The organism is Kitasatospora sp. NPDC036755, assembly GCF_040636595.1.
Classification (GTDB): domain Bacteria; phylum Actinomycetota; class Actinomycetes; order Streptomycetales; family Streptomycetaceae; genus Kitasatospora.
The window spans coordinates 23257-30428 of the sequence record NZ_JBEZUT010000069.1; the positions used below are offsets into that span (position 1 = coordinate 23257).

Below are 7172 nucleotides of genomic sequence, written 5' to 3' on the forward strand. Positions count from 1 at the left end.
CCGGTGTCAGTACGCCCGGGCGACGAGCGCGACATTGCCTTCCTGGTCGTCCGCCTGCGGCACCGAGCCGTCGGCCGCGACGATGCAGCGGACCGTGACGCCCTGCTCGGCCAGTTTGGCCTCGCCCTCCGCGCCGAGGTCGGCCCAGGAGATCCGGCCCCACCCCGTCGCGGCGGCCTCGACGGCCTCCTCGATGGTCTTGACGTCGACCGTGCGGGCCTCGCGGCGCTCGCGGGACTCGCGCAGCAGCTGCGCCTGGTCCTCCTCCAGCACGCCCGGGAGCAGCGCGGCCAGGGCGTCGATGGAGACCGGCTCCTTGCCGCCCGGGATGCGGCGGGCCAGCATCGCGGTGCCGTTCTCCAGGTCGCGCGGGCCGACCTCGATGCGCAGCGGGACGCCCTTGAGCTCCCAGTCGACGGCGCGGCGGCCGAACGGGGTGTCGGTGCGGTCGTCGACCACGACCCGGATGCCGACGGCCTCCAGCTGGGCGCCGATCTCGCGGACCTTGGCGATGACCGCGTCGTCGCCCTTGATCGCGAGCACGACGGCCTGGACGGCGGCCAGGCGCGGGGGCACCCGCAGGCCGTTGTCGTCGCCGTGGGACATGATCAGGCCGCCGACCATGCGGGTCGAGACGCCCCAGGAGGTCTGCCAGACGTGCTCGCGCTCGGCGCCCTGCAGCTGGTAGGTGGTGTTGAACGCCTTGGCGAAGTTCTGGCCCAGCTCGTGGCTGGTGCCCATCTGCAGGGCCTTGCCGTCGCGCATCATGCCCTCGAGGGTGAGGGTGTTGATGGCGCCAGCGAAGCGCTCCTTGGCGGTCTTGCGGCCGAGCACGACGTCGATGCCGAGCACGTTGGTCATGAAGTCGCCGTAGACCTGGGTGTGGATCATCGACGCGTACTCGCGGGCGTCCTCGTAGGTGGCGTGGGCGGTGTGGCCCTCCTGCCAGAGGAACTCGGTGGTGCGCAGGAAGACGCGCGGACGCAGCTCCCAACGGACCACGTTGGCCCACTGGTTGATCAGCAGGGGCAGGTCCCGGTGGCTCTGCACCCACTTCGAGAAGTACTCGTTGATGATCGTCTCGGAGGTCGGCCGGACGACGACCGGCTCCTCCAGCTGCTTGCCGCCGCCGTGGGTGACGACCGCGAGCTCGGGGGCGAAGCCCTCGACGTGCTCGGCTTCCTTCGTCAGGTAGGACTGCGGGATGAACATCGGGAAGTAGGCGTTCTGGGCGCCCGCCTTCTTGATCCGCGCGTCCATCTCCTGCTGCATCCGCTCCCACAGGCCGTAGCCGTACGGTCGGATGACCATGGTGCCGCGCACCGGACCGTTGTCGGCCAGCTCGGCCTTGTTGATGAGGTCCTGGTACCAGCGCGGGAAGTCTTCCGCCTGAGGGGTGAGAACGGGTGCCTTAGCCATGGGGCGAATGGTACGGGGCCCGGGGCCCCGGTTTCGAATCGGTATCACCGGACGGGGGCGCACCACCGCGACACGCGCGCACCACCCTGCACCCCTCTGGACGCCGGGCCCGACCCGCTGTTCGCTGGTGTGGGGCGGGACTTTGGGGGAGCCGTAGCAGCACACCGAAGGACCGGATGGGAGGCCGCCATGGCTTCAGCTCGGACGACCGGCACGACCGTACGACCGACGGGCGCACGCCCGCACCACCCGCGGACCGGGGCCGTCGGCCCCACGCGGGCGCGCGACTGGGCGGAGATCCAGGAACGCATGCTGGTGCCGCTCTACGAGGCGGTCTACGACCGGCTGGAGGTCGGCCCGGCGAGCAGCGTGCTGGGCCTGGGCTGCCGGTCCGGACTGGCCCTGCTGCTCGCGGCCGGCCGGGGCGCCCAGGTCGCCGGGCAGGAGCCGCGGGACGAGCTGCGCGAGCTGGCCCGCGCCCGCCGGCTGCGGGTGTGCGCGGGGGCCGGGACGCCCGCCGCCGTCCCCCGCCCGGCCCATTCGCTGGTGACGGTTTTCGAGCGGCTGCCCGGTGGCGCCGAATCCGCTCCGGTGGTCGCCGAGGCAGCCCGGCTCACCCTTCCGGGCGGGCACGTGGTGCTGGCCGCCTGGGGCCCGCCGGAGCGCTGCGAGAGCGCCGCGGTGCTGGACGTGGCCCGGCGCAGGGCGGGCCGGACCACCGCGCGCGACCCCTTCGAGCTGAGCGCGCCCGGCGCCCTGGAGGACCTGCTCGCGCCGGCCGGTCTGCGTCCGGCCGGCAGCGGCCGGGTGAGCTGCCCGTTCGCCTACGCCGACCTCGACAGCGCGGTGCGCGGCCTGCTCTCCACCGGGCTGTTCGACCCGGCCGAGGAGTTCTCCGGCGCCTCGCTGGTGGCGAAGGAGCTGGAGGAGGCGCTCCAGCCCCACCTGCGCGCGGACGGCTCGGTGCGGATGGAGAACCTGTTCCGCTACCTGGTCGCCGAGCGGCCGCGCCGGTAGCGGCGCGGAAACGCGAAACCGGGGGCGCCCGCCACTACGGCGAGCGCCCCCGGCCCCTGGCTTCACGCCCGGTCGATCGACTTCCCGTCGGGACCACCAGAACCATCGGAACCGCCGGACCCGTCGGCCCCGTCGGACCCGTCGGAACCACCCGCGTCACCGGAACCACCGGAACCACTGGCGTCGCCGGAACCCTCCGAGGAGGCCTCCCGAGGCACCCCCGCCGCCCGGTACGCCGCCGCCTCGTCCAGCGTCTCCGCCTCCAGCAGCGCCGCCGCCAGCGCGTCCAGCCGGTGCCGCTGCTCGGTCAGGATCCGCACCGCGTCGTCGTAGCACTCGGAGACGATCCGCCGGGCCTCCTCGTCCACCGCGTCCAGGGTGGTCGGCGCGGCGGACAGCCCGTACGCGCCCTGCGGGTCGGAGGGCACCGCGGTGAGCCGGCCGACCCGCTCGCTCATCCCCCAGCGCCCGGCCATCCCGCGGGCGATGTTGGTGACCTGCTCCAGGTCGCTCTCCGCGCCGGTGGTGATCACCCCGTAGACCACCTGCTCGGCCGCCATGCCGCCGAGCGCGCCGATGATCCGGCCGCGCAGGTAGGGCTCGGTGTACGAGTAGCGGTCGTTCTCCGGGGTGGAGAGGGTGACGCCGAGCGCCCGGCCGCGCGGCACGATGGTGATCTTGCGGACCGGGTCCGCGCCGGGCTGGAGCATGCCCAGCAGCGCGTGCCCGCTCTCGTGGTACGCCGTCCGCTCGCGCTCCTCCTGCGGCATCACCAGCGGCCGCACCGCGCCCAGCTGGACCTTCTCCAGCGCGTCCGAGAGGTCCCGCTCGTTGACCGCGTCCTGCTCGCGCTTGACCGCCAGTAGCGCGGCCTCGTTGACCAGGTTGGCGAGCTCGGCGCCGGTCATCCCCGGCGTGACCTTGGCCAGCTGGTTGAGGTCGGCGTCGCCGGCCAGCGGGACGCTGCGGCTGTGGATGCGCAGGATCGCCGCGCGGCCCTCCCGGTCGGGCGGGCTGACGGTGATCCGCCGGTCGAAGCGCCCGGGGCGCAGCAGCGCCGGGTCGAGCACGTCCGCCCGGTTGGTCGCGGCGATCACGATGACGCCCTCGGAGCCGGTGAACCCGTCCATCTCGGTGAGGATCTGGTTGAGGGTCTGCTCGCGCTCGTCGTGGCCGCCCATGCCGCCGCCGGCGCCGCGCTGGCGGCCGATGGTGTCGATCTCGTCGATGAAGATGATCGCCGGGGCGACCTTGCGGGCCTCGGCGAACAGCTCGCGGACCCGGCTGGCGCCGACGCCGACGATCATCTCGATGAACTCGGAGGCGGAGGCGGAGAAGAACGGCACGTTCGCCTCGCCGGCCACGGCCCGGGCCAGCAGGGTCTTGCCGGTTCCGGGCGGGCCGCTCAGCAGCACGCCGCGCGGCATCTTGGCGCCGAGCTTGCGGTACCGGTCGGGGTTCTTCAAGTAGTCGACGACCTCGGTGAGTTCGGCCTCGACCTCGTCGATGCCGGCCACGTCGGCGAAGGTGGTGCGCTTGCCCTCCTCCGCGGTGACCGGCTTGGGCGGGGCCTTGCGGCCGAGCGGTCCGCCGCCGAGTCCGCCGGCCATCCGGCGGGCGAGCAGCACCCAGATGAAGACCAGCAGCAGCATCGGGGCGAGCGAGATCAGCAGGTTGGTCAGGAAGCTGCGCTGCTGGACCGGCGAGGTGGCGGTGACCTCGACGCCCTGCTGCTGCAGGGTGGTCCAGAGGTTGTCGCCCGCGAAGGACGGCCGCTGGGTGTCGAACTCGGTGTAGTCGCCCTTGCCGCCGTCCGGCTTGGGCTGGGCGGTCTTGAGGGTGCCCTCGATCGCGTCGCCCTTGGCGTAGATCTTGGTGATGTTGCCCTTGTTCAGCTGGTTGTTGAACTCGGTGTAGGAGATCGTGGTGGCTCCGGCGGGTCCGAAGACGGACAGCAGCAGGTCCGAGATCAGGAACACCACGAGGGCGGTGAGGGCCAGGCCCACCCAGCCGCCGGGCATCCGGCGCTTGGGCGGCGGCGGGGGCGGGGCCCCCTCCGAGCGCCATGGCTGGTCGGGCGTCTGACGTGGCGGCACGGGTTCGGTCACCCATCGGACAATACGGACAGCTGCTCGGGCGAGCCAATCGCAACGCCGCGCCCGGACCGCCGTACGGCCGCGTCGACCCCTCCCACCAGCGGCGATGCCACTACCCCCGCCGACAGTCGCGCCACCGCCCCTCCGGCGTCGGCAGCGGCTACGCCGTCGCGCCCGGCCACTCCTCGGCGGTCAGCGCGAACCGCTCGTGGTCGCGCCAGTCCCCCTGGAGGAACAGCATCCGCGGGGAGAAGCCCTCGTGCCGGAAGCCCAGCCGCTTGGCCATCGCGATCGAGCGCTCGTTCTCCGGCTGCACGTTGATCTCCAGCCGGTGCAGCCCCAGCCCGCCGGCCGACTGCGGGGCGAAGCAGCGCTCCACGACCAGCCGCATGCCCTCGGTCATCCGCCCGGTGCCGTTGAACGGGAGGTACGAGTCGTAGCCCATCGAGGCGTTGCAGAAGCGGCTCATCACGATGTTGGCGACGTTCACCTTGCCGACCATCCCGCCGGTCTCCCGGTCGATGATCAGGAAGGTGCGCAGCCCGGACCCCTGGCGCTTGAGCAGGTCGGGCAGGCCGTCCGGCTCGACCGGGTTCCACCGTCCGATGTGTTCGGCGGACCGCCGGACCGCCTCGGCGTACCCGGCCGCGTCCTCGGACCTCGGGGCCCTGATCATCACTCGCATGCCCCCATCATCGGACACGCGATCGGCCCGCCGCCCGGAAACACCGGACGACGGGCCGACCAAAATCGATCACGACCGATCGCTGTCGATCAAGGACCTTCAAGGACCTCCGCTCCGAGGACCTTCAGGGCCCCTCTCAGGGCCTCAGAGGGGCCCTGAAGGTCCTCAGAGGCCCTCAAGGACTACAGCATGTCCTTGAACTCCTTGGGCAGCTCGAAATCGGCCGGGCCCTTGCCCGCGCCGAGGCCGAACGCGCCGCCGTCCGGCTGGCCCTGGCCGGCGCCCGGGCCGAGCGCGCGGCGCTCGGCGGCCGCGGCCTCCTCCTGCGCGCGCTTCAGCGGGTTGCCGCTCTTGCGCTTACCCTTGGCCTGCGGGGCCTTCTTGCCGGACTTCTTCGCGCCGCCGCCCATGCCCGGGATCCCCGGCATGCCGGGCACGCCCTTGCCGGAGGCCATCGCGGACATCATCTTGCGGGCGTCGAAGAACCGCTCGACCAGGTTCTTCACCTCGCCGACCTGGACACCGGAGCCCTTGGCGATGCGGGCGCGGCGGGAGCCGTTGATCAGCTCCGGCTCGGCGCGCTCGGTCGGGGTCATCGACTTGATGATCGCGCCGACCCGGTTGACGTCCTTGTCGTCGATGTTGTTGATCTGGTCCCGGATCTGGCCCATGCCGGGCAGCATGCCGAGCAGCTTGGAGATCGAGCCCATCTTCTGGACCTGCTCCAGCTGGGACAGGAAGTCGTCCAGGGTGAACTGCTTCGGGCCGCCGCGCAGCTTGGCAGCGATCTTCTCGGCCTCGGCCTGCGAGAAGGTCTGCTCGGCCTTCTCGATCAGCGAGAGGACGTCACCCATGCCGAGGATGCGCGAGGCCATCCGGTCCGGGTGGAAGGCGTCGAAGTCGTCGACCTTCTCGCCGTTGGAGGCGAACATGATCTGCCGGCCGGTGACGTGGGCGACCGACAGGGCCGCACCACCACGGGCGTCGCCGTCGAGCTTGGAGAGCACCACGCCGGTGAAGTCGACGCCGTCGAGGAAGGCCTGGGCGGTGGTGACCGCGTCCTGGCCGATCATCGCGTCGACGACGAACAGGACCTCGTCCGGGTTCACCGCGGCGCGGATGTCGGCGGCCTGCTGCATCAGCTCGGCGTCGATGCCCAGGCGGCCGGCGGTGTCGACGATGACGACGTCGTACTGCTTCTGCTTGGCGTACTCGATCGAGTCCTTGGCCACCTGCACCGGGTCGCCGACGCCGTTGCCCGGCTGCGGGCCGTAGAAGGCCACGCCGGCGCGCTCGGCGACCACCTGGAGCTGGTTGACCGCGTTGGGGCGCTGGAGGTCGCAGGCGACCAGCAGCGGGGTGTGCTTCTGCGTCTTCAGCCAGTGGCCGAGCTTGCCCGCGAGGGTGGTCTTACCGGCACCCTGGAGACCGGCGAGCATGATCACCGTCGGGCCGTTCTTGGCGAACCGCACCCGGCGGGTCTCGCCACCGAGGATCGCGATGAGCTCCTCGTTGACAATCTTGATGATCTGCTGCGCGGGGTTCAGCGCGCCGGAGACCTCGACACCGAGCGCCCGCTCCTTGACCTGCTTGATGAAGGCCCGGACGACCGGCAGCGCGACGTCCGCCTCCAGCAGCGCGATGCGGATCTCGCGGGCGGTGGCGTCGATGTCCGCCTCGCTCAGGCGGCCCTTGCCCCGGAGGTTCTTGAACGTCGCTGCGAGGCGATCGGAAAGGGTGTCGAACACGTCGTCGCGGGTCCTCTGCGGCATCGAAATCGGTACGGTCGTCGCCCCCCAGGGTATCCGGCCGCCCCGGGTACGGTCTCCACCCCCGGTCGGAACCGTTGCCCGGACCTTAGCCCGGGAGGGCGTGTTGGCCGGCGTCCCCGCGGTCATCGGGTCCTGCCCGGAGTCCGGCGCCTTCGGGGGCAGGGCGGGTTCCCGCTCCGGCAG

5 protein-coding genes are annotated in these 7172 nt (G+C 72.0%); 1 reads left to right on the plus strand and 4 read right to left on the minus strand.

Translation table 11 applies throughout. The features are described 5' to 3' along the window. Nucleotides 1-6: 6 nt before the first annotated feature. Nucleotides 7-1419, minus strand: a complete 1413-nt coding sequence (gene proS, locus AB0E96_RS13370; protein WP_359822364.1) for a proline--tRNA ligase — start codon at nucleotides 1417-1419, stop codon at nucleotides 7-9. Between the two features lie 189 nt (nucleotides 1420-1608). Here proS and AB0E96_RS13375 point away from each other — a divergent pair, with 189 nt between their 5' ends. Further along, nucleotides 1609-2436, plus strand: a complete 828-nt coding sequence (locus tag AB0E96_RS13375) for an SAM-dependent methyltransferase (RefSeq protein ID WP_359822366.1) — start codon at nucleotides 1609-1611, stop codon at nucleotides 2434-2436. Between the two features lie 62 nt (nucleotides 2437-2498). Here the strand turns inward: AB0E96_RS13375 and ftsH are convergent, their stop codons facing one another. From ftsH to ffh, 3 genes are all read right to left on the minus strand, one after another. Beyond that, nucleotides 2499-4544 carry an ATP-dependent zinc metalloprotease FtsH gene (ftsH, locus tag AB0E96_RS13380; protein WP_359822369.1) on the minus strand — a complete coding sequence of 682 codons (2046 nt, stop codon included), beginning with the start codon at nucleotides 4542-4544 and terminating at the stop codon, nucleotides 2499-2501. Between the two features lie 148 nt (nucleotides 4545-4692). After that, nucleotides 4693-5217: a GNAT family protein gene (locus tag AB0E96_RS13385; RefSeq protein ID WP_359822371.1), complete on the minus strand. Its 525-nt coding sequence runs from the start codon at nucleotides 5215-5217 to the stop codon at nucleotides 4693-4695. A 182-nt stretch (nucleotides 5218-5399) separates the two neighbouring features. Next, nucleotides 5400-6965: a signal recognition particle protein gene (gene ffh, locus AB0E96_RS13390; protein ID WP_359822380.1), complete on the minus strand. Its 1566-nt coding sequence runs from the start codon at nucleotides 6963-6965 to the stop codon at nucleotides 5400-5402. Between the last annotated feature and the right edge of the window lie 207 nt (nucleotides 6966-7172).